The following is a 20714-nucleotide window of genomic DNA, read 5'->3' on the forward strand; positions in this document are numbered from 1 at the left end:
CGATGGTGATTTTCCCCGTCGTCTCGCGGAATCCCCGGCGAGATGACTGCAGCATGTTTCGTGCCAAGGCTTGACGTTTCCGCAGATGTCGGCATAACATTGCTCAAAACCGCATGAACAAGCATCGAAGCGCGTCATGCGGCACCATCTCGAAGAGGAGAAAGTGTGATGACCACAGTGGGACGAGGGCAGCGGCGGACCCTGAAGATCGTCGGCGCCGCGACCGCGGCCGTTTCGATGCTGGTGGTGGCGGGTTGCACCCCCAGCACCTCCGGCGACAGCGGCGGCAGCGATGGCGACGTGACGATCGAATTCGCGCAGTGGTGGGAGCCCGAACTCCCGGACGGCGAATTCCGCGCATTGATCGACAAGTTCGAAGAGGCGAACCCCGGCATCACGGTCGATCTCGTGAGCGGGCCCTACGCATCGACCAAGGAGCAGCTCTTCGCGGGCGCGGCATCCGGCACCATGCCAGACGTCGTCGGTCTCGACGGCGCCTGGGTGAACGACTTCGCCTCGCAGGGCGTCATCTCCGACCTGAGCGCGCTCATGAAGGAGTACAAGTACGACGACAGCGAGCTGGCGAGCCAGATCCAGGTCGACGGCAGCACCTACATGATCCCGGTCGTGAACTTCGTGTACCCGATGTTCACGAACGACACCCTGTTGGCTGAGGCCGGCGTCACCGCGCCGCCGACCACCCGCACCGAGTTCGCTGATGCTGCGGCGAAGGTCTCCGCCCTCGGCGGCGACGCGTCCGGCTGGGTGCTCCCGCTGTCGCTCGAAGCACCGAACGGTGTGCAGAACGACGTGATGTCGTGGGTCTGGGCCTCCGGCGGCTCGATGCTGAAGGACGGCAAGCCCGACCTGACGAACGACGACGTCACCTCGGCGGTCGACTTCATCGGCGGCCTCTGGGATGACGGCTCGATCGCCTCCGGTTCCTTCACCATGAAGGAGCAGGACAAGGTCGAGGAGTTCACGAACGGCCGTGTCGGCATGATGATCGACTCGCTCGCGCACATCAACCTGATCCGCGAGACGAACCCCGACCTGAAGTTCTCCATCTCGGCGCTCCCCGCCGAGGACGGATACGACGGCGAACGAGGCATCCCGTACGCATCGTGGGGCATCGGCGTCGCCGAGAACTCCGAGCACAAGGAAGCCGCGTTCAAGCTCGTCGAGTTCCTGATGAGCGAGGACACCAACTCCGAGCTGTCGACCATGGCGAAGGCGTTCCCCGGCAACTCCAAGTCCGTGCCCGACTTCGTGAACGATGACGAGCTGTTCAAGAAGGCGTTCGAGATCTACCAGGCGGGGTACCCGGCGAACGAGTTCACCGGACTGCCCGTCGCCGAGGAGCTCATGCGCCAGCTCGGTGAGCAGCTGCAAGCGGCCTTCGACGGACAGCAGTCGATCGACGACGCGCTGAAGAAGGCGCAGGAGGCCTGGGAAGCGGAGTTCTGATCTCCCGCCTCTCGCCTGAACTGGGTGCCGCATCGCCGATGCGGTGCGGCACCCGACCAACCAAGGAGCACCGGTTCCCATGAGCCTCAGAACCCACGACGACACCGAGGTGATCGTCACCGGGGTCTCGCTGTCCCGCCGCCGTCGGCAGCTGCGCAAGACCACGGAGTCCTACGCCTTCCTCTCGCCGACGATCATCCTGCTGTTCGTGCTGATGATCGTCCCGATCATCATGGTGATCGGGTACTCGTTCCAGGACAACGTGATCCTGAACAAGTCGCCGGAGTTCGTCGGCATCCAGAACTACGTGGAGATCCTCTCGGACCCCGGGTTCTGGAAGGCCACCGGCAACACGATCATGTTCACCGTCGCCAGCGTCGTCGCGCACCTCGTGCTCGGCCTCGGCTTCGCGATGATGCTGAACAGCCCCCTGCTGGGCGGCTTCGCCCGCTCCGTCTTCCGGGCACTGTACGTGCTCCCGTGGCTCTTCACGGTCGCCGTGATCGCGGTGCTGTGGCGCATGCTGCTCGCTCCGAACGGCGTCATCAACTTCCTGCTCAACACCGACATCGAGTGGCTCGCCTCACCGCAGCTCGCGCTCGGAACCATCATCTTCATCAACATCTGGGCGGGCTACCCGTTCTTCATGGTCAGCCTGCTCGCCGGCCTCCAGGGCATCCCGAACGAGCTCAACGAGGCGGCGACCGTCGACGGTGCGGGGGCGATCCAGCGCTTCTGGAACGTGACCATCCCGCAGCTGCGGCCGATCATCATCAGCCTCGTCCTGCTCGACCTGATCTGGACCTCGCAGCAGTTCGCGCTGATCTGGATGACCACCGGCGGCGGCCCGATCGATGTCACCGAGGTGCTCAGCACCTTCACCTACAAGCTGGCCTTCGCCAAGTACGACTTCTCGCTCGCGGCGACCTCCGCCGTCCTGGTGCTGCTCATGTCGATGGTGCTCGCCGTGTTCTACGTCCGTCACCAGAAAGCGAGGGACTGATCATGGCGCTCACCGTCAAGGCTCAGCGCACCGTCCAGAAGACCGGTGTCACGATCGGCCTCATCCTCGGAGCCGTGTTCGCCGCAGGGCCGGTGCTCTGGATGCTCTCGAGCTCGTTCAAGTCGAACACGCAGATCTTCGAGCTCCCGCCGCGGCTGATCACCGACACGTTCTCGTTCGACGCGTACATCGCGATCTTCACGAACCCCGAGACGATGCGGTTCTTCCTGAACAGCTACATCGTCGCCGGAGCCGTGACGATCCTGACGCTGATCGTCGCGATCCAGGCCGCCTACGCCTTCAGCCGCTTCGAATTCCGTGGCAAGCGCATCCTGAACGTCGTGATCGTCAGCGTGCAGGCCGTGCCGCCGATCACCCTGCTGATCCCGTACTTCGGGCTCATGGTCGGCCTCGGGCTCTACAACTCGTACCTCGGCCTGATCCTCACCTACATGGTGTTCACCCTGCCCTACGCGATCATCATGATGACCGGCTACTTCAACACCCTGCCGAAGGAACTCGACGAGGCGGTGCGCGTCGACGGCGCCGGATCCATGACGGCGCTGTGGCGCATCCTCGTGCCGATCTCCGTGCCGGGCATCGTCTCGGTCGGCATCTACACGTTCATGATCGCGTGGAACGAGTACCTGTTCGCGCTGACGCTCACCCGCACGATCGACATGCGCACGGTGCCCATCGGCATCCAGCTCCTGATGGGGCAGCACTCCTACGAGTGGAACCAGATCATGGCGATGAGCGTGCTCGGTTCGATCCCGGTGCTCATCCTCTTCCTCTTCTTCCAGCGCTACTTCATCAGCGGGCTCACTGCGGGCTCCGTGAAGAGCTGACATCCGTCACCCCACACTTCGACCCTCACGAAAACAGGAGAATCACGTGCTCTACACCGGCAAATCAATCCTCGATGTCGCGAACGCGAACAACTTCGCGATCCCCGCGTTCAACATCAGCGACTGGGCGATGTTCAACGGCATCATCGACATCAGCGAGGAACTGTCCGCACCGGTCATCATCGCCATCCACCCCGACGAGGTCTCCCACATCACGACCGACCTGATCGCGGCGATGCACTCGCGGGCCCACCGCGCCAGCGTCCCCGTCGCGATCCACTGGGACCACGGCGGCACCTACGAGCAGATGATCGTCGCGATCCAGGCGGGATTCACCTCGGTCATGATCGACGCGTCGCTGCTGCCGTTCGATGAGAACGTCGCGCTCACCCGCAAGGTCGTCGAGGCTGCGCACGCGGTGGGCGTGCAGGTCGAGGGCGAGCTCGGCACCATCGGCGCGAACGACAGCTACGGCGAGTCGGGTGCGGCCGAGATCATCTACACGAACCCGGACGACGCGGTGCGCTTCGTGCAGGAGACCGGTGTCGACAGCCTCGCGATCGCCATCGGCACCTCGCACGGCCTGTACCCCGCGGAGAAGAACCCCGAGCTGCGTCACGACCTGCTCGAGCAGATCAAGGCAGCCGTGAAGATCCCGCTCGTGCTGCACGGCGGATCGTCGAACCCGGATGCCGAGCTGCGTCGCGCGGTGGAGCTCGGCGTCAACAAGATCAACATCTCGAGCGACATCAAGGTCTCGTACCACAACCGCATGCGTGAGATCCTCGGAACCGATGAGCGTCTGCGCGAGCCGAACGCGATCCAGCCGGAGCCGATCGCCGCGATGAAGGTCACTGCGGCTGAGAAGATCAAGCTGTTCGGTGCAGACGGCAAGGCCGACCTGTACTGAGTGGCGCGTGTCGAGGGGGAGGGCGATCGAGGATGATCGGCGACGGGAACAGTGACAGTGAGTGACAGGCAGCTCGTGCTCGGGCTCGGCGGCACGGTCGACTTCGAGCTGCGGTGGGACTCCGCCGTGATCGAACGACTTGCGCACGAGCACCGGGTGCGTCGGCATGAGCTGACTCCGACCGCTCCGATCGTCGACGAGCGCTCCCTGCTCGTCACCGTTCTCGCGTTCGTCGCTGCGGGCACAGGGGCTGAACGCTTCGTCGCATCCTCCGAGGTCGTCGAGGTGTTCGCGTCGCACTTCACGTACGACGTGACCCTCGGCGGCACCGGGGTGCGGGCAGGGCTCGTGCTCGACAGCCTCGGCATCCCCAGCGTGCAGCACCTCGTGAGCATCGACGACAACGTGCGGCGACTGCTCCCTCCGGCGATCACCGTCCTGTCCTCCGCTGAGCACGACACCCTCGACCCGCACCTGATCGTGCAGTACCCGGTGGGAGCGACGGTGCGGCTGCTCGACGGCGACATCGTCTCGCCGGCCGCGAACCGCCTGATCTTCGCGAACGACCCGCCGAACCGCGAGATGGCGCTCGCCGCCGGATTGCCGGATGCGCTCGCCACGGCATCCGCGTTCCTGATCTCCGGCTTCAACACGATGCAGGACCATGCCCTGCTCGAGCAGCGGCTCGACGGGATCGTGTTCGCGATGCGACGGCTTCCCGATGACGCGCTGGTCTACTACGAGGACGCCGGCTTCTACACGCGGGCGTTCGCCGAGACGGTGCGCGGGCGGCTGCTGCCGCACATCGACGTCTACGGCATGAACGAGGACGAGCTGCAGGAGTACGTCGGGCGCTCCGTCGACCTGCTCGACGCGGCCGACGTCGTCCGTGCGCTCGACGAGGTGCGGCGGATCATCCCGGTGCCGGTGCTCGTCGTGCACACCAGGTACTGGGCGATCGCGATCGGCGCGGATGCCGCGCGTCACCGTGACGCCCTGGAGAGCGCGGTGCGGGTCGCCGCGACCCGGTATCGGCTCGGTGATGACTTCAGCGCCACCGAGGCCGACGCGACCGCCGGGATGGCACGACACCGCGGCGGAGCTGTGCTCGTCGAGGCGGTGGAGCTGGCGCTGGCGGATGCCGCCGGCGTGCCGGCCTTTGCGCTCGACGTCGCGCATCCCACCACGATCGGACTCGGAGACAGCTTCGTCGGCGGTTTCCTCGCCGCACACGCACACGCACACGCCGACGCGAAGAACGGATCGCACCGATGAACCCGATACGACTCTCATCCAACCGCCCGCCGGAGCGCTTCTATCGAGGCGGCGCGCGGCTCGACGCCTTCCGTGGCGAGAGCGGTGCGACCGAGCGCGTCCCCGAGGACTGGGTGGCGTCGACCACGACGATCCGCGGCGAGGAGAGGCTCGGTCTGAGCACGCTCCCTGACGGACAGCTGCTGCGAGACGCCGTCGAGGCCGACCCCGTCGCCTGGCTCGGCGCCGAGCATGCCGAGCGGTGGGGCGCCGACATCCGGCTGCTGGTGAAGATCCTCGATGCCGGACAGCGGTTGCCGGTGCACGCGCATCCGCACGACGATTTCGCGGCGGCTCACCTGGGTCGCGCGCACGGCAAGGCGGAGGCCTGGTACATCCTCGAGGGCGGCCCGGTGCACATCGGTCTGCGCGATGACGTCGACCCGGCACTGCTCGCCGAGCTGGTCGCCCGGCAGGACGTGGATGCGCTGCTCGGTCTGCTGCACGAGATCCCGGTGGCTCCCGGTGACGTCGTCTGGGTGCCTGCGGGGGAGCTGCACGCGATCGGCACCGGTGTGCTGCTGCTCGAGCTCCAGCAGCCGGAGGACCTGTCGATCCTGCTCGAGTGGGACGGGTTCGCGATCGACGGTCCGAGGCTCGGACACCTGGGGCTCGGCTTCGACCTCGCCCTCACGGCCGTGAACACCCAGGGGCGCAGTTTCGACGACATGCGCAGCATCGTGCGGAAGGCGCCTGCATCGGGCGCAGCGCTCCCGTTGGACGCCGACGAGTACTTCCGTCTCGAGCGGTTCCCGGTGAGCGGGGTCGTCACGATCGACGCCGGCTTCTCGATCGTCGTGGTGACCGATGGCGCCGTCGAGATCGGTGGCGAGCACCTCGACGCCGGGTCGACGCTGCTCGTGCCTGCGAGCGCCGGGCAGCTCACGGCGCTGGGCGATGGAGAGCTGCTGGTCGCGCGTCCTCCGGCCGCGTGAGCGGAGCTCGCCTGGCGCGTGGGAGGCGCTGGCACGCCGACTAGACTGGTCGCATGCCCGAACCGAAAGTCGCCAGCTTTCCGGCGATCCGTGGTGCGCTGAAGTTCTACCAGATCGCGTCGATCATCACCGGAGTCATGCTGCTCCTGCTGCTGACCGAGATGGTGCTGAAGTACACGCCGATCCACCTCGAACTCTTCGCGGGAGGATCAGGAGGAGCGCTCTGGTTCGCCGGCGTCCTCGCAGGACCCGACTGCCAGTGGTGGTCGCTGTTCGCCCCGATGACCAACGCCTGCGAGATGACCTCGCTCGGTGACGGGTTCAACCTGTCGCTGTTCATCCTGGTGGCGCACGGCTGGTTCTACGTCGTCTACCTGTTCGCGTGCTTCCGCATGTGGAGCCTGATGCGCTGGCCGTTCCGCCGCTTCATCCTGCTCGCGCTCGGCGGCGTCATCCCGCTGCTCTCCTTCATCATGGAGGCGATCGTCGCCCGCGAAGTGAAGACCTATCTCGCCACAAGAGAGGCCGCTGAGGCCCCTGCCCCGGAAGGTGTCCGTTGACCGAACAGTCAGAGACCCAGCAGCGCCCAGCGCTCGTCGTCGACTTCGGCGCGCAGTACGCGCAGCTGATCGCCCGTCGCGTCCGTGAGGCGGGCGTCTACAGCGAGATCGTGCCGCACACCGCCACGGCGGAGGAGATCGCGGCCAAGAACCCGGTCGCCATCATCCTCTCCGGCGGTCCGTCGTCGGTGTACGAGGAGGGCGCCCCGCGCCTCGACCCTGCGGTCTTCGACCTCGGCGTGCCGACGCTCGGCATCTGCTACGGCTTCCAATACATGGCGCAGACGCTCGGCGGCGAGGTCGCGAACACCGGCCTGCGCGAGTACGGAGCCACGGATGCCGTGATCTCCGGCGACGGCGGCACCCTGCTCGGCGGCCAGCCGGAGGAGCAGAACGTCTGGATGAGCCACGGCGACCAGGTCGCCAAGGCCCCAGAGGGCTTCGACGTGCTCGCGACGACGGATGCCACCAAGGTCGCCGCCTTCGCGAACGAGGAGCGCGGCTTCTACGGCGTGCAGTGGCACCCCGAGGTCAAGCACTCCGACCACGGGCAGCAGGTCATCGAGAACTTCCTCCACAAGGGTGCCGGCCTGGCATCCGACTGGAACAGCGGCAACGTGATCGCCGAGCAGATCGAGCGCATCCGCGAGCAGGTGGGTGACGCCCGCGTCATCTCCGCGCTCTCCGGCGGCGTCGACTCCGCGGTGTCCACCGCTCTCGTGCACAAGGCGATCGGCGACCAGCTCACGGCGGTCTTCGTCGACCACGGGCTCCTCCGCAAGGGCGAGCGCGAGCAGGTCGAGACGGACTACGTCGAGTCCACCGGTGTGCGGCTGATCACGGTCGACGCGGCGGAGACGTTCCTCGGTCACCTCGAAGGGGTCACCGACCCCGAGGAGAAGCGCAAGATCATCGGCCGCGAGTTCATCCGCGCGTTCGAGAAGGTGCAGCTCGACCTCGTCGCCGAGGCGAAGGCCTCCGGCGGCGCCCCGGTGAAGTTCCTCGTGCAGGGGACGCTCTATCCCGACGTCGTCGAGTCCGGCGGCGGAGCGGGCACCGCGAACATCAAGTCGCACCACAACGTGGGCGGCCTGCCGGACGACCTCGACTTCGAGCTGATCGAGCCGCTGCGCGCCCTGTTCAAGGATGAGGTCCGCGCGATCGGCCGCGAACTCGGCATCCCGGAGGCGATCGTGGGACGCCAGCCGTTCCCCGGACCCGGCCTCGGCATCCGCATCATCGGCGAGGTCACCCAGGACCGTCTCGAGATCCTTCGTGAGGCTGACGCCATCGCACGCGAGGAGCTCACGAAGGCCGGGCTCGACCAGGAGATCTGGCAGTGCCCTGTCGTGCTCCTCGCCGACGTCCGCTCGGTCGGCGTGCAGGGCGACGGCCGCACCTACGGCCACCCGATCGTGCTGCGTCCGGTCTCCAGCGAAGACGCCATGACGGCCGACTGGACCCGGCTGCCGTACGACGTGCTGTCGAAGATCTCGAACCGCATCACGAACGGCGTGCGCGACGTCAACCGCGTCGTGCTCGACGTGACGTCGAAGCCGCCGGGAACCATCGAGTGGGAGTGACGCACGACGGCGTCCTGCCGGATGCCGAGTACCTGGTGCTGTCGAGTCGCCTGATCCCCGGACTCGACGGCGGGTACACGATCGCGACGCTCGCGCGCGCCAGGCAGCTCGCCGGCGCAGGGGTCGGCGACGGCGCAGGGCCGCAGCTGCTGACGTTCGATCCTGGCACGCTCGAGGCGCATGCCGAGCACCGGTCGACCTTCATGGAGCGCGGCGCGCTGACCGACCCGTCCCGGCTGCGCAACCTCTTCGACGAGGCACGAGCTGATGACGGGGGAGCGGCCGACTGGCTGCTCGCCGCCGCCGACTCCGCCCTCACGGCGGATGAGGGCGTCGAGTATCGCACGATCACGGATGCCGAGGGGCGGCCGTTCGTGGCGCTCCCGGTGATCGCGGGCGACCCTGATTGGCATCTGAGCACCGAGCCGGTGCAGGTCTTCAGCGCCGACGGCGTCGTGCGCGGGGGGCTGCCGGGGTTCGGCGGGATCTACCGCGCCTGGCTGCAACATGTCACAGCCGGCATGGGCGACCGCCCGATCGTCGTGATCTGCGAGTCCCGGCAGCTCGGCGAGCTCATCGTCGGCTGGTCCGATCCGCGCATCCGCATCCTGCACACCATCCACACGATCCATCTCGAGGCGCCGTACACGGCCGATGCCCCGATGAACGCGCTGTGGACGCGCTGGCTCGGCCTCGCCGACCGCTTCGACGCCGTGATCTGGCCGACCGGCACGCAACGCGATGACGTGGTGGCGCGGTTCGGTTCGGCGGCGCAGCACGAGGTCGTGCCCAATCCGATCCCGGCGGTCGAGCGACGTGACGACCTGCGCGAACCGGGTCTCGTCGTCGCCCTCGGGCGCCTCGCGCCGGGCAAGCGCGTGGATCATGCGATCCGTGCGTTCCTCGCCGCTGACGTGCCCGGCACGCGCCTGGAGATCTGGGGCGGCGGTCCCGAGCAGGACGCGCTCGCGGCACTGATCGACGACCTCGGCGCCGGTGACCGCGTCGTGCTCGCCGGATACACCGACGACCCGGGGCGTGTGCTCGACCGCGCCTTCGTCGTGGTCACGGCGACGGCCTTCGAAGGGCAGCCGCTCTCGATCGTCGAGGCACTGCTGCACGGAGCACCGGTCGTGTCGTACGACGCCCGCTATGGTATCCGCGATGTGCTCGAGCAGGGCGGTGGCGTGCTGGTGACCCCCGGCGATGAGGCGGCACTCGCCGATGCGCTTCGCAGCGTGCTCGGGGATGAGAGCCTGCGTGCGCGCCTGAGCGCAGAGGCGCCGGGTGTCGCCGCGGCCTGGAGTCCGGAGCGCTCGCTCGCCGCGCTCACCGCTGTGATCTCGGATGCGGTCGCGCGACCGTCCCGCCGCGCCTGAGCGCCGCGCCTGCGGCATCCGCTCGTTCCCGCCGACCCACCCCTTTGCGCTCGACCCGGCCCTCTTCGAACGTCTAGAAGGGGCCAGTTCGGGGCGAAAGGGGCCGCTCGGCAATCGCGGGTGAGAAAAAAGTTCTGGGCGGATGTCGATCCTGACGGTTCCCGTTCGACGTCTTCGGTGAGAGGGTCGAGAAGCCGGCCCCTGAACAAGGAGAACACCATGAAGTACATGCTCATCATGCGCGCGACCGACGAGGCCGTCGAGGCATACAAGGAGACCCCCTTCGAGCAGGTCATCGAGGCCATGGGGAAGTACAACGAGTCCATGATCAAGGCGGGCGTGCTCGCGGCCGGCGAAGGACTGACGGATGCGGCTGAGGGCTTCGTCGTCGACTTCAGCGCCGAGACCCCGCTCGTCACGGACGGCCCCTACGGTGAGACCAAGGAGCTGTTCAACGGCTTCTGGATCCTCGAGGTGTCCAGCCGCGAAGAGGCGGCGGAGTGGGCCAGCCGCGCGCCGCTCGGCAAGGGATCGTTCCTCGAGGTGCGCCGCGTGACGGATGCCTCGGACTTCCCCGCCGACAACGAGTGGATCGAGAAGGAAGCGGGCTGGCGCGAGGACCAGGCGCAGCGCGCGCAGCAGTGACATGAGCGACGACGCCGCTGCCGGCAGTGCGATGGCGCGTTCCGCCCCCGTTCACGGGTCGGCGGAGCGTGCCGTCGCTGCCGTGTGGCGCATCGAGTCGGCGCGCATCATCGGTACGCTCACCCGGCTGGTCGGCGACTTCTCGCTCGCCGAGGACCTCGCGCAGGAGGCTCTCGTCGACGCGCTTCGACAGTGGCCGGTGGAAGGAATACCGCGCACGCCTGCGGCCTGGCTCACGGCCGTGGCGAAACGGAAGGCGGTCGACGGCTGGCGAAGACGTGAACGCCTCGACGATCGCATCGCCGTGATCGCCCACGACCTGGAACGCGAACAGGCCGACGCCCCGGATGCGCCGTGGGACCCGGATGCCGTCGACGACGACGTGCTGCGGCTGATCTTCATCTCGTGCCACCCGGTGCTCTCGCGGGAGGCGCAGGTCGCGCTCACCCTTCGCGTCGTGGGTGGTCTGTCGAGCGAGGAGATCGCGCGCGCCTTCCTCGTGCCGACGGCCACGGTGCAGCAGCGCATCGTCCGGGCGAAGAAGACGCTCGCAGCGGCGCACGTCCCGTTCGAGCTACCACCGCGTGAAGAGCACGCCGCTCGCCTTGGTGCGATCCTCGGGGTGCTGTACCTGATCTTCAACGAGGGCCACGCGGCCAGCAGCGGCTCCGACTGGATGCGCCCTGAGCTCGGCGAGGAGGCGATCCGGCTCGCGCGCGTGCTGGTCGCGCTCGTGCCGGGGGAGCCGGAGGCGCACGGGCTGCTCGCGCTGATGGAGCTCACCGCGGCACGGTTCCCCGCCCGCACGGACGCCGACGGCGACCCGGTGCTGCTGGCGGACCAGGATCGCAGCCGGTGGGATCGCAGCCGTATCGCGCGGGGCCGTGCCGCCCTCGCACAGGCCGACGCCCGTGGGCGGGGCCGGGCGGCGTACAGCCTGCAGGCGGCGATCGCGGAGTGCCATGCGGTCGCCCCGTCGATCGACGAGACCGACTGGGACCGCATCGTGCTGCTCTACGAGGCGCTGGGGCGACTCGCGCCGTCACCCGTGGTCGAGCTGAACCGGGCCGCGGCCGTCGCGATGGCGACCGGACCGGCATCCGCTCTCCGCATCATCGACCAGCTCGACGCCTCGGGGGCGCTTCGCGGCTACCACCTGTTGCCCGCCACCCGTGGGGAGCTGCTGCTGCGGCTCGGCCGTGAGCAGGAGGCCAGGAGCGAGTTCGCGGTCGCCGCTGGTCTCGCCGGGAACGACCGCGAGCGGAAGCTGCTGGAGCAGAAGTCCCGGGGGACAGACTGATCGCCCCCTCCGACAGCGCATGTGCTGCCGGAGAGGGCGATCATCTGATGACGTGAGCAGACGTCAGCTGCGAGCCTTGCTGCCGCGACCGACGATCAGGCCGTAGATCAGCAGCACGATGATCGAGCCGCCGATGGCGAGGAGCCAGGTGCCGAGGTCCCAGAACTCCGTGAGCGGACGGTTCAGGATGAGGCTGCCGAGCCATCCGCCGAGCAGGGCGCCGACGACGCCGAGCAGCAGCGTGATGAACCAGCCGCCGCCCTGCTTGCCGGGAAGGATCAGCTTGGCGATGGCTCCGGCGATGAGGCCGAGAAGAAGAAATCCGAGGAAACTCATGGTTTGCTCCTTGTTTGCTGTGGAGGACTCCCAGGGTGCCGGGGGTCCGAGAGACCACTCTTCACCAGATTCATAGAATCCGCGAAAAAGGCGCACCCCCTTGCGCGCAGGCACCTGGATATGAGAAAGGCCCGCCTCCCTCGGGGGAGACGGGCCGTTCGGACGTCCGTGCGGTGCCTGGCCTCAGTTGTTGCCGCGGGCGATCGCGATGATGCGGAGGATCTCGACGTAGAGCCAGACGACCGTGACCATGATGCCGAAGGCGCCGAGCCAGCCGTACTTGCGGGGAGCGCCGTTGCGCACACCCTGCTGGATCTGGTCGAAGTCGAGCACCAGCGAGTACGCGGCCATGATGACCACGAGCACACCGATGATCAGGCCGAGCGGGATGCCGGCGATCGTCGAGCTGTAGAGGCCGAAGGCGTTGTCGTTGATGCCGGTCCACATCAGGACCAGGTTGAGCAGCGAGAAGACGAGGTAGCCGCCCATCGCGATCAGGAAGACCTTGGTCGCCTTCTTCGAGGCGCGGACCTTGCCGCTCGCGAAGAGCACCAGCGTCACCGCGACGACTGCGACGGTCGCGAGCGTGGCCTGCATGACGATGCCGGGCCAGCGGACCTCGAAGAACGATGAGATGCCACCGATGAAGAGGCCCTCGAATGCGGCGTAGGCGAAGATCAGCGCGGGGCGCACCTTCTTGCGCGAGGTGAAGGTGATGACCATCGCGAGCACGAAGCCACCGAGCGCGCCGACGATCCACGGCAGCATCGAGACGCCGCGGGTCGGATCGAACTGGGTGCCGCCGAGGGTCCACACCCAGCCGACGGCTGCGGTGACGAGGAGGATGGCGAACAGGCCGGCCGTCTTCCACACCGTGTCCTCGACGGACATGCGGTCGGTCTCGATGGCACCGGCGGGCGGAGCGGCGTACATGCCCTCCAGCTGTGCGTTGGCGGCGGCGTCCATCGTCCCGTGCTGGAAGGAGGCGGCCTGCGCACCCTGAGCAGCCTGGGGTCCGCCCGGGTAGGTCGCGACGTTCCGCGGATCCTGCTTCTGGAACGCCGGGTTGTTGAATGCGAAGTTGCTCATGGTGGGCCTCACTCCAAAGGGGGTCGTAGGTCGCTTACGTCTACGATACTCGGGCGGTCGTGTCGCGGGGGTGTTCTACGCTGAGAGCGTGCCCAGGAAATCACCGCTCGTGATCGGACACCGGGGAGCGCCCGGCTACCGTCCTGAGCACAGCAGATCGTCGTACGAGCTCGCCTTCGCGATGGGCGTCGACGCCGTGGAACCCGACATCGTGGCCACGAAGGACGGTGTGCTGGTGGTCCGCCACGAGAACGAGATCTCGGGCACGACCGATGTCGCGACGCATCCGGAGTTCGCTGAGCGCAAGACCACGAAGCGCGTCGACGGCGAGGCGTTGACCGGCTGGTTCACCGAGGACTTCACCTGGGACGAGCTCTCTGCGCTCCGAACCCGTGAGCGCCTGCCCGAGGTGCGGGCGTCGAGCGCGAGCTTCGACGGCGCCCAGGGCATCCTGCGACTCACCGACCTGCTCGACCTCGTGCGGGCGGCGTCGATCGAGCACGGCCGCGAGATCGGCATCGTGCTCGAGGTGAAGCATGCGACGTACTTCGCCGGCATCGGACTCGACCTCGTGCCGCTGATCGCCCGCGACCTGCGTGCTGGCGGATGGGCCGATGGTGAGCTGCCGCTCGTGATCGAGTCGTTCGAGTCGACCGTGCTGGGTCAGTTGCGCGACACCGGCATCAGCGCCTCGTACATCTACCTGATCGAGGCGTCGGGCCGGGCGTACGATCTGCTGTCAGCGCAGGGCAAGAAGGCGCAGACGTACAAGGCGACCGTGACGCCGCAGGGCATGAACGGGCTGGTCGGGAAGGTCGACGGCATCAGCGTCAGCAAGAAGATGCTGCTCGCACGGGGCAATACGATCGTCCAGGATGCGCATGCCCGCGGCCTGCAGGTCTTCACGTGGACGTGCCGCCCGGAGAACGCGTTCCTCGCTGCGGAGTTCCGTGGTCCCGGCGGCAAGGACGCCTATGGCGACTACGAGGCGGAGTGGGACGTCATCCGGCGTACCGGCGTCGACGGGGTGTTCGTCGATCACCCCGATCTCGGCGTGGACTTCTTCCGCGACTGACCCGGTCGCCGGAGCGGGCCGTCAGAGCGGTCCGAGCACGTCGACCACGTCGCGCTCGAGCGAGAGCGCGCGCAGCGGCGTCAGGATCTCGCGCTCCTCGAAGCGGAAATGCGACTCCATGATCGCCCCGATGCCGTCGAGGTGCCGCCCGATCGACGCGTGATCCTCATCGCGTTCGGCGGCGCCCCGCAGCGCCTGCAACAGATGCGCGAGCATCGAGTGGTCCTGCATGAGCGTGTCGATCACGCCGCCGAGTTCCGGATGCTCGGCTCGCAACGCCGGGAACAGGGTGCGGTCCTCGCTCAGGTGATGGCCGTCGAGCGCCGTGCAGAAGCCGATGCAGAACAGCGTCAACTCGCGCGCGGCATCCGGTGCCTCCTCACCGCGGGCGAGTGCCTCGCGGGTGGCGGCGAGCGCGGCGCGCAGCCGGGTGTGGGCGTCGCGCAGCTCCTGATCCCAGGCGTGCAGGCGGGCGGCATCCATCGCGTCAGTCTAGGCGGGTGCCCGTTCCCGACGTGGTCAGAGCGTACGGTCGAAGGCGCCCCTGCGCGTCGAGACGATCTCCTTGCCCAGTGGCGCGAGCGACACCGGCACCATCTTGAAGTCGGCGATCCCCATCGGGATGCCGATGATCGTGATGCACAGCGCGAGTCCGGAGATGATGTGCCCGATCGCGAGCCACCAGCCGGCGAGGATCACCCAGAGCACGTTGCCGAGGAAGGATCCGACGCCGGACGTCGGCTTGCTCACGACCTCGCGGCCGAACGGCCAGATCGCATAGCGTGCGATGCGGAACGAGGCGATCGCCCAAGGGATCGTCACGATCGGGATGCACAGCAGCACACCGGCCAGCAGGTAGCCGAGGAACAGGGCCCAGCCGGCCAGGATGACCCAGATGACGTTGAGGATCGTGCGCATGACCCGATCATGTCATCCATGCGGCGTCGCGGCTGAGCATCCGCCCGGAGGTCAGCGGGTCGGTGCCCTCCCGATGCCAGACTGGCCGCATGAGTGGAATCGTGGTCGACGCCGTCAGCAGGTCGTTCGGATCGGTCCAGGCGGTTCGCTCCGCGACCTTCCGTGCCGAGCAGGGGCGGGTCACCGGTCTCGTCGGGCCGAACGGCGCGGGCAAGACGACGCTGCTGCTGATGCTCGCCTCGCTGCTGGCTCCCGATACCGGGAGCATCCGCATCGGCGATGTGGATCCGATGGTCGACACCCTCGCCGCCCGGCGCCTGCTCGGCTGGATGCCGGATGCGCTCGGTGCCTGGCCATCGCTGACCGCGCGCGAGACGATCGTCACGACAGCGCGGCTCTACGGGATCTCGCCGACGGATGCCGCCGCGCGCGCCACCGAGCTGCTCGCTCTCGTGGGGCTCGATGAACACGCCGATTCCCCGGCCAGGGTGCTGTCACGAGGGCAGAAGCAGAAGCTCGGTCTCGCTCGCGCGCTCGTGCACGACCCGCAGGTGCTGCTGCTCGACGAGCCGGCATCCGGACTGGACCCGGAGGCGCGTGTGCAGCTGCGGGTGCTCCTGCGGCGTCTTGCGGCAGAGGGACGCACGATCCTGATCTCGAGCCACATCCTGTCGGAGCTCGAGGAGGTCGTCGACGATGCGGTGTTCCTCGTCGCCGGCTCGGTGGTCGACGGTGCCCCGGCGCAGGCGAGCATCCGTGCCTGGCGGCTGCGTCTCGCGGGGGCGAGCGCCGAACGGCTGCGCGCCGACACCTGGCAGATCGCATCGGCCCTGGGTGTGAGTCCAGACGTGCTCGTGGCCGATCGCGGTGCCGTGCTGATCGGTTTCGACGACGAGGGTTCCGCGGTCGACGCACTCCGCCGACTGATCGAGGCCGGTCTCCCGGTGTCGGAGTTCGCCCCGGCGCAGAGCGCGCTCGAGCACACGTTCCTGAACCTCCGGCCCCGCGCCGACCCGCCTGCATCTTCGACCCCGACGGAGGCCGGCGCATGAGCATCTCCCACATCACCACGATCGCCCGACTCGAGTTGACGCAGCGGCTGCGCAGCGTCGGTTGGTACGTGCTGCTCGGCGTCTTCGGCGTCGTCCTGCTCGGTGTCACCGTGCTCGCATTCGCCGTCTACGCCTGGGGCGACTCCGTCGGTGCCGGCGTCTACTCGATCGTCGTCAACATGGTGCTGCTGCTGGTGGTGCTCGTCTCGCCGACGCTGAGCGGCAACGCGATCAACGGTGACCGGGACGCCGCGACGCTCGCCGCGGTCCAGGTGACCGCAGCGACGACCGGCGACATCATGCTCGGCAAGCTCCTCGCCGCCATCGCGACCGGTGGCGCCTTCCTCGTCGTGGCGCTGCCCTTCCTGGCGTTCTCCCTCGTCGGCGGCGGGGCCGACGCGCTCGTGCTGCTCATCTCGCTGCTCGTGCTCGTGGTCGAGATCGTCATCGTGGCCGCCATCGGCGTCGGGTTGAGCGGTCTCATCGCGCGGCCGCTCTTCTCGGTCGCCGCGACCTACCTGGTGGTCGCGGGTCTCGTGATCGGCACGCTGATCGCCTTCTCGCTCGGCGGCATGGCCGTGCGCACCGAGACGACGACCTACTCCAGGCCGTACGACGCCAGGGGTGAGGTCATCTGCGACCGCTGGGACGAGTCGACCTCCGAGTCGCCCCGCTTCGATCTGGTCTGGTGGGTGCTCGCCGCCAACCCGTTCGTCGTGCTCGCGGATGCCACCCCGACCGAGTTCACCGATGATGGATACCCGGTCGATCTGTTCGGCCAGATCAAGCTCGGGGTCCGCACCGCGCAACAGCCTCCGTCGGAGCTGCGATGGGACGACTGCGTCCCGATGTACCTGCAACAGGAGAACCCGATGCCGACACCGCGCGAGACGATCGAGTCGACTGTGCCGAGCTGGTTCGTGGGACTCGGTGTGCAGCTCGTGCTCGCCGGCGGACTGTTCGCCGGAGCCTGGGCGCGCACTCGCACCCCGGCGAAGCGGCTGCCGCCTGGAACCCGCATCGCCTGACCGCCACGCGGTGACGCGGGACAACGGCAACCCCGCGTTCACTCGGCGTACATCGCCGAGCCGTGCGTCGGCCATGCGGTGTCGATGGTCTGATCGGGTACCCGTCTGCATACCCGATCAGGAGTCCCATGTCCCGCCTGCATCGCGGGGTCTCGGTCACGGTGGTCTGCGCTCTCAGCGCTGCCGCTCTGCTCGCTGCCCCCGCCGCCGCCATCGGCGCCACAACCGGCGCCGGCCCCACCGAGGTCGCTGCGCCGCTCGCAGCATCCGGCCTCGTGCTGAACGAGATCGTCTACGACGATGCGCAGACGGGTCTGGCCGATCAGGTCGAGATCTACAACGCGGGAACCGAGACCGTCGCGCTCGACGGATGGCGGATCTCCGACGAGAAGCGTGATGTCTTCGGCCAGGCGCCGTCCGGTGCGACGCTGGCGCCCGGTGCGTTCCTGGTGCTCGTGAAGGATGTCGACTTCGACTTCGGGCTCGGCAAGGGCGACGAGGTCGTGCTCTTCGACCCGAATGACACCGTCGTCGACTCCTACGCCTACGAGAACACCGCCCCGTTGTCGGTCTGGGCTCGCTGCGCCGACGGCACCGGTGAGTGGGCACCTGCGACCACCGCGACGCCCGGGGCGGCGAACGACTGCTCGATCGCGCCCGCCGCCGGCTCCATCCGGATCAACGAAGTCGACTCGCAGCCGGGCGACTGGGTCGAGTTCTTCAACCCGGGGACGGCGGCGCTCGACATCTCCGGCTACGAGATCCGCGACAACTCGGACGACCATCGCTGGCAGTTCCGTCCGGGCACCACGATCGCGGCCGGCCAGTACCTGCTCGTCGAGGAGGGCACGATCGGGCTCGTGGGTGGCACCGAGACCGCGTTCCGCGATCCGATCGGCATCGGCAGTGCCGACCGCATCCGCCTGTTCGACACGACCGGCGCACTGATCGACGACACGAAGCCGTGGAACGGCCACGCCGCGATCGACGGCGACGCCGGCGCTGCCACGCTCGCGCGCTGCCCCGACGGCGTCGGCGAGTTCGTGCTGGCGCACCCGACGCCCGGCGCGAGCAACTCGTGCGTGCTGCCGTCCGTCGTCATCAACGAGATCGAGTCGAACGGCGATGCCACTGACTGGGTCGAGGTGCTGAACACCGGTGCCGCGGCAGTCGATCTGTCCGGGTGGACCGTGATGGACAACGACCCGAACGGCCACGCGACCGAGACCACGCCGCTCCCGGCGGGGACGGTCCTGGCACCCGGCGCGTACTTCGTGTTCGACCAGCCGACGGACTTCGTCTTCGGCCTCGGCAACGGCGACACCGTGACCATCCGCGACGCGAACGGGACCACGGTCGCAACGCACGTCTACACCGCGCACGCCGCCGGCGTGCTGGCACGCTGCGCCGACGGCACCGGCGACTTCATCGACATCGCCGTCTCGACCAAGGGGATGCGCAACGCCTGCGGCAACCCGGTTCGCATCAACGAGGTCGAATCGGACGGCGGCTCGCCCGATGACTGGATCGAGCTGGTCAACCCGACCTCGGGCGCGCTCGACGTCGCCGGCATCGTCGTGAAGGACGACGACGACGCCCACGCGTACACGATCCCCGCCGGCACCTCGATCGCCGCCGGCGGCTTCCTCGTGATCGAACGCGATGCACTCGGCTTCGGCCTGGGCGGCGGTGACGCGGTCCGCGTGTTCGACGGCGACCTGCTCATCGACGAGACGTCGTGGGGCGAGGGCCACGCGGCGATCACCTGGGGTCGCTGCCCCGACACGACCGGCACTTTCGCGGTGACGGCCGAGTCGACCAAGGGAGCGCCCAACGTGTGCGCCGGGGAGATCGAGGTCACTCCGTGGCCCGGTTCGGCCGAGGTGCGCGTGCTCGACGACGTGCCGACGTTCCTCGAGGACAGCTCCGGTCTCGACGTGCAGGAGACCGCCGACGGCGCGTTCCTCTGGGCCGTCGACAACGGTGAGGGCCGCATCTGGAAGCTCGACGCGCACGCAGACGGTTCGGTCGCGAAGGCTGACGGCTGGGACACGGGCAAGCGCGTCCGCTTCCAGAAGGACGCCGCGAACCCCGGTGCCGCCGGTCCTGACACCGAGGGCATCACGGTCGACGGCGACGGCTTCGTCTACGTCGCCTCCGAGCGCGACAACAGTGCGAAGGGCGTGAATCAGAACATCGTGCTCAAGGTCGATCCGGATGCCGCGGCCGGCGACCTCGTCGCGCAGCAGGAGTGGGACCTGACGGCCCTGCTCCCCGCTGTCGGCGCGAACCTCGGCATGGAGGCCGTGCAGTGGGTGCCCGACTCGGCGCTCACCGGACGGCTCTTCGACGACAACACGGGTGCCGCGTACGACCCTGCGGGCTATGCGGGACACGGCGGCGGGCTGTTCTTCGTCGCCGTGGAGGACACCGGCCACATCTCCGCCTTCGCGCTCGCCGCGGACGGTGGTGCGACGCTCGTCTCCGAGATCGCACCTGGGCTCGCCGGCGTCATGGCGCTCGACTACGACAGCGTGCGCGACGTGCTGTGGGCGGTGTGCGACGACGGATGCGGCGGACAGTCCGCCGAGATCACCCTCAACAGCACCGACCAGCCCGGTATCGTGCACCACGCCCGCCCTGCCGGGATGCCCGACATCAACAACGAGGGCTTCGCCACGGCGCCGGCCTCGCTGTCGATCGACGGGCAGCGTCCGGTCTGGTGGTTCGCCGACGGCTTCGCCTCGCAGTCGCTGCGGGTGGGCACCCTGCCAGGCGTCGAGACCGAGACGCCGGGCGGCACCACGCCGCCGCTCCCCGGTTCGGCTCTGGTCGACGACAACCGCGACGGCGTCACGATCAATCCGGCCGCCGCTGCGCCGGGGGAGCGCGTCGTCGTCTCGACCGGCGCTGACCACGCCGGCACGCAGGTCGCAGTGTGGCTGTACTCCGATCCGGTGCGTCTCGCCACCGGAGCCCTGGACGCATCCGGTCGGATCACGGTGACGATCCCGGCGGATGCCGCGGCCGGCGCTCACCGCATCGCGGTCTTCGCCGCGAACGGCGATCTGCTGGGCTGGGGCGACCTCACGGTCACCGCAGCGACCGGAGGTGCGAGTGACGGCGGCCGGGCTGACGGCGGCCTCGCGAACACCGGCGGACAGCTCCCGGTCGCGGCGATCGCCGTCGCGCTGCTGATGCTGGCCGCTGGCGGCCTCATCGTCCGTCAGCGCAGGCGAGCGGTCTGAGACCTGCATCGAGGGCGGGGGAGT

General features: G+C 68.4%; 19 protein-coding genes. 15 read left to right on the forward strand and 4 right to left on the reverse strand.

Annotation, left to right across the window (positions count from 1 at the left end):
- Positions 1–168: 168 nt before the first annotated feature.
- The 11 genes from RS83_RS09830 (at position 169) to RS83_RS09880 (ending at position 11944) form a co-directional block, all read left to right on the forward strand.
- Positions 169–1467 carry an ABC transporter substrate-binding protein gene (locus RS83_RS09830; protein WP_045279313.1) on the forward strand — a complete coding sequence of 433 codons (1299 nt, stop codon included), beginning with the start codon at positions 169–171 and terminating at the stop codon, positions 1465–1467.
- Positions 1468–1546: 79 nt separating this feature from the next.
- Complete coding sequence (locus tag RS83_RS09835) at positions 1547–2470, forward strand: carbohydrate ABC transporter permease (RefSeq protein ID WP_045279314.1); 924 nt, start codon at positions 1547–1549, stop codon at positions 2468–2470.
- A gap of 2 nt (positions 2471–2472) precedes the next feature.
- Positions 2473–3318 carry a carbohydrate ABC transporter permease gene (locus RS83_RS09840; protein WP_045279315.1) on the forward strand — a complete coding sequence of 282 codons (846 nt, stop codon included), beginning with the start codon at positions 2473–2475 and terminating at the stop codon, positions 3316–3318.
- A gap of 46 nt (positions 3319–3364) precedes the next feature.
- Positions 3365–4228, forward strand: coding sequence for a ketose-bisphosphate aldolase (locus RS83_RS09845; protein ID WP_045279316.1), 864 nt, complete (start codon positions 3365–3367; stop codon positions 4226–4228).
- A gap of 57 nt (positions 4229–4285) precedes the next feature.
- The gene (locus RS83_RS09850; protein ID WP_045279317.1) at positions 4286–5503 is read left to right on the forward strand and encodes an ADP-dependent glucokinase/phosphofructokinase; all 1218 of its coding nucleotides are present in this window, start codon (positions 4286–4288) and stop codon (positions 5501–5503) included.
- On the forward strand, positions 5500–6477 hold the full coding sequence (locus RS83_RS09855; RefSeq protein WP_045279318.1) for a class I mannose-6-phosphate isomerase: 978 nt from the start codon (positions 5500–5502) through the stop codon (positions 6475–6477). Before RS83_RS09850 ends, RS83_RS09855 begins: the two co-directional genes overlap by 4 nt.
- Before the next feature lie 53 nt (positions 6478–6530).
- Entirely contained in the window at positions 6531–7037 is a 507-nt protein-coding gene (locus tag RS83_RS09860; RefSeq protein ID WP_045279319.1) for a DUF3817 domain-containing protein, read from the forward strand.
- Entirely contained in the window at positions 7034–8620 is a 1587-nt protein-coding gene (gene guaA, locus RS83_RS09865) for a glutamine-hydrolyzing GMP synthase (RefSeq protein WP_045279320.1), read from the forward strand. Before RS83_RS09860 ends, guaA begins: the two co-directional genes overlap by 4 nt.
- Positions 8617–9999 carry a glycosyltransferase gene (locus RS83_RS09870; protein WP_231587761.1) on the forward strand — a complete coding sequence of 461 codons (1383 nt, stop codon included), beginning with the start codon at positions 8617–8619 and terminating at the stop codon, positions 9997–9999. The genes guaA and RS83_RS09870 overlap by 4 nt, the downstream gene beginning before the upstream one ends.
- Positions 10000–10218: 219 nt before the next feature.
- A complete protein-coding gene (locus RS83_RS09875) occupies positions 10219–10644 on the forward strand; it encodes a YciI family protein (protein WP_045279322.1) in 426 nt (141 codons plus the stop codon).
- A gap of 1 nt (position 10645) precedes the next feature.
- Positions 10646–11944: an RNA polymerase sigma factor gene (locus RS83_RS09880; protein WP_082071618.1), complete on the forward strand. Its 1299-nt coding sequence runs from the start codon at positions 10646–10648 to the stop codon at positions 11942–11944.
- Between the two features lie 63 nt (positions 11945–12007).
- On the opposite strand, the gene RS83_RS09885 is transcribed toward RS83_RS09880, so the two are convergent.
- Together RS83_RS09885 and RS83_RS09890 are read right to left on the reverse strand one after the other, a co-directional pair.
- Complete coding sequence (locus tag RS83_RS09885; RefSeq protein WP_045279323.1) at positions 12008–12280, reverse strand: GlsB/YeaQ/YmgE family stress response membrane protein; 273 nt, start codon at positions 12278–12280, stop codon at positions 12008–12010.
- A gap of 183 nt (positions 12281–12463) precedes the next feature.
- Positions 12464–13369, reverse strand: coding sequence for a Bax inhibitor-1/YccA family membrane protein (locus RS83_RS09890; RefSeq protein WP_045279324.1), 906 nt, complete (start codon positions 13367–13369; stop codon positions 12464–12466).
- An 88-nt stretch (positions 13370–13457) separates the two neighbouring features.
- On the opposite strand from RS83_RS09890, the gene RS83_RS09895 reads away from it, so the two are divergent.
- Entirely contained in the window at positions 13458–14444 is a 987-nt protein-coding gene (locus tag RS83_RS09895; RefSeq protein ID WP_045279445.1) for a glycerophosphodiester phosphodiesterase family protein, read from the forward strand.
- 21 nt (positions 14445–14465) lie between these two features.
- Here RS83_RS09895 and RS83_RS09900 read toward each other — a convergent pair whose 3' ends face one another.
- Positions 14466–14927, reverse strand: coding sequence for a hemerythrin domain-containing protein (locus tag RS83_RS09900; RefSeq protein WP_045279325.1), 462 nt, complete (start codon positions 14925–14927; stop codon positions 14466–14468).
- A gap of 36 nt (positions 14928–14963) precedes the next feature.
- On the reverse strand, positions 14964–15362 hold the full coding sequence (locus RS83_RS09905; protein ID WP_045279326.1) for a YccF domain-containing protein: 399 nt from the start codon (positions 15360–15362) through the stop codon (positions 14964–14966).
- 89 nt (positions 15363–15451) lie between these two features.
- Here RS83_RS09905 and RS83_RS09910 point away from each other — a divergent pair, with 89 nt between their 5' ends.
- The 3 genes from RS83_RS09910 to RS83_RS09920 all read left to right on the forward strand — a co-directional run bounded on the left by RS83_RS09910 (position 15452) and on the right by RS83_RS09920 (position 20690).
- Positions 15452–16414: an ABC transporter ATP-binding protein gene (locus RS83_RS09910; RefSeq protein ID WP_045279327.1), complete on the forward strand. Its 963-nt coding sequence runs from the start codon at positions 15452–15454 to the stop codon at positions 16412–16414.
- On the forward strand, positions 16411–17442 hold the full coding sequence (locus RS83_RS09915; protein ID WP_045279328.1) for an ABC transporter permease: 1032 nt from the start codon (positions 16411–16413) through the stop codon (positions 17440–17442). Before RS83_RS09910 ends, RS83_RS09915 begins: the two co-directional genes overlap by 4 nt.
- 128 nt (positions 17443–17570) lie before the next feature.
- Positions 17571–20690 carry a lamin tail domain-containing protein gene (locus RS83_RS09920; RefSeq protein ID WP_052679053.1) on the forward strand — a complete coding sequence of 1040 codons (3120 nt, stop codon included), beginning with the start codon at positions 17571–17573 and terminating at the stop codon, positions 20688–20690.
- Positions 20691–20714: the final 24 nt, after the last annotated feature.

Origin of the sequence: Microbacterium oxydans, from assembly GCF_000956525.1 — a bacterium.
Classification (GTDB): Bacteria; Actinomycetota; Actinomycetes; order Actinomycetales; family Microbacteriaceae; genus Microbacterium; species Microbacterium oxydans_A.

Bases quoted from the DNA above. Each gene is read 5' to 3' on its own strand.
- RS83_RS09830 (WP_045279313.1), top strand. From the start codon at position 169: ATGACCACAGTGGGACGAGGGCAGCGGCGGACCCTGAAGATCGTCGGC.
- RS83_RS09835 (WP_045279314.1), top strand. From the start codon at position 1,547: ATGAGCCTCAGAACCCACGACGACACCGAGGTGATCGTCACCGGGGTC.
- RS83_RS09840 (WP_045279315.1), top strand. From the start codon at position 2,473: ATGGCGCTCACCGTCAAGGCTCAGCGCACCGTCCAGAAGACCGGTGTC.
- RS83_RS09855 (WP_045279318.1), top strand. From the start codon at position 5,500: ATGAACCCGATACGACTCTCATCCAACCGCCCGCCGGAGCGCTTCTAT.
- RS83_RS09860 (WP_045279319.1), top strand. From the start codon at position 6,531: ATGCCCGAACCGAAAGTCGCCAGCTTTCCGGCGATCCGTGGTGCGCTG.
- RS83_RS09875 (WP_045279322.1), top strand. From the start codon at position 10,219: ATGAAGTACATGCTCATCATGCGCGCGACCGACGAGGCCGTCGAGGCA.
- RS83_RS09880 (WP_082071618.1), top strand. From the start codon at position 10,646: ATGAGCGACGACGCCGCTGCCGGCAGTGCGATGGCGCGTTCCGCCCCC.
- RS83_RS09885 (WP_045279323.1), bottom strand. From the start codon at position 12,280: ATGAGTTTCCTCGGATTTCTTCTTCTCGGCCTCATCGCCGGAGCCATC.
- RS83_RS09890 (WP_045279324.1), bottom strand. From the start codon at position 13,369: ATGAGCAACTTCGCATTCAACAACCCGGCGTTCCAGAAGCAGGATCCG.
- RS83_RS09900 (WP_045279325.1), bottom strand. From the start codon at position 14,927: ATGGATGCCGCCCGCCTGCACGCCTGGGATCAGGAGCTGCGCGACGCC.
- RS83_RS09905 (WP_045279326.1), bottom strand. From the start codon at position 15,362: ATGCGCACGATCCTCAACGTCATCTGGGTCATCCTGGCCGGCTGGGCC.
- RS83_RS09910 (WP_045279327.1), top strand. From the start codon at position 15,452: ATGAGTGGAATCGTGGTCGACGCCGTCAGCAGGTCGTTCGGATCGGTC.
- RS83_RS09915 (WP_045279328.1), top strand. From the start codon at position 16,411: ATGAGCATCTCCCACATCACCACGATCGCCCGACTCGAGTTGACGCAG.
- RS83_RS09920 (WP_052679053.1), top strand. From the start codon at position 17,571: ATGTCCCGCCTGCATCGCGGGGTCTCGGTCACGGTGGTCTGCGCTCTC.